This is a genomic window from Streptococcus sp. 3613, assembly GCF_013277375.1.
GTDB lineage: Bacteria > Bacillota > Bacilli > Lactobacillales > Streptococcaceae > Streptococcus > Streptococcus pseudopneumoniae.
Genome location: NZ_VMMV01000102.1, coordinates 1 through 847 on the forward strand (window position 1 = coordinate 1; position 847 = coordinate 847).

Genomic DNA, 847 nt, shown 5'->3' on the forward strand with positions numbered 1-847 from the left:
TTTTACATCAAAACGTGGAACGGAATAAAAAAGTAAACTATCTGTCAAAGTCGTCAAATAATTTTCTAAAGTATTATGGGAGATTGAAACATTTTGGCTGACCAGGGTATTACGAATCTTATTTGTTGATATTAAGCTACCTGTACTACTGAGAAGGGTTCGGACAATGCGCTCAATAATAGTAGGATTTGGATTTCCCAATCTAGTGACAATATCATTTAACAGTATGGAGTTATATATTCCTCTGAGATAGTCAATTTTTTCAGCGTAAGATGATGTTTGCAATAAGTAAGGGAATGCACTAAAGAGATAATTGTTAAAAATTTCTGTTGTATTCAGATTCTTTGTGAGAGATTGACCTGATAGGTATTCTTCAAATGACAAAGGAAGAACCTCTATCTCAACATACCGACCAGTCAAGTTTGTAGCTAATTGGCTACTCATAAAGTAGGCGTTTGATCCAGTAAAATAGAGGTCAACATTTGGCAAGATGAATAGACTATCTGCTACCAATTCAAATTTTTCAACATGTTGAATTTCATCTAAAAAGATATAGTATGTTTTCTCTCCAATTAACTGCTCTTTTATATAAGCAAATAATGTTTGAAAATGTCGCAGTTCATAGTAACTCAAATCTTCGAAATTGATGGATATAATCTGATCCTCGTCTACCCCAGTTGCGAGTAACTCTTCTTTATAGAGTTGAAAGAGAACAGATTTACCAGCTCGTCTAACTCCACTCACAACTTTGATGATTTGTCGGTCACGATGTCTTCTTAAAAAATCTAAATAATGTGGTCTTTTAATATAGTTCATAATAGATACCTCAAAGATAGTATAATACAAA

1 protein-coding gene is annotated in these 847 nt (G+C 32.9%); it reads right to left on the minus strand.

The window, feature by feature from the left end:
• Nucleotides 1-816: ATP-binding protein (locus tag HT708_RS10645; RefSeq protein WP_172926368.1), on the minus strand; the 816-nt coding region annotated here is incomplete at its 3' end.
• Nucleotides 817-847 lie beyond the last annotated feature (31 nt).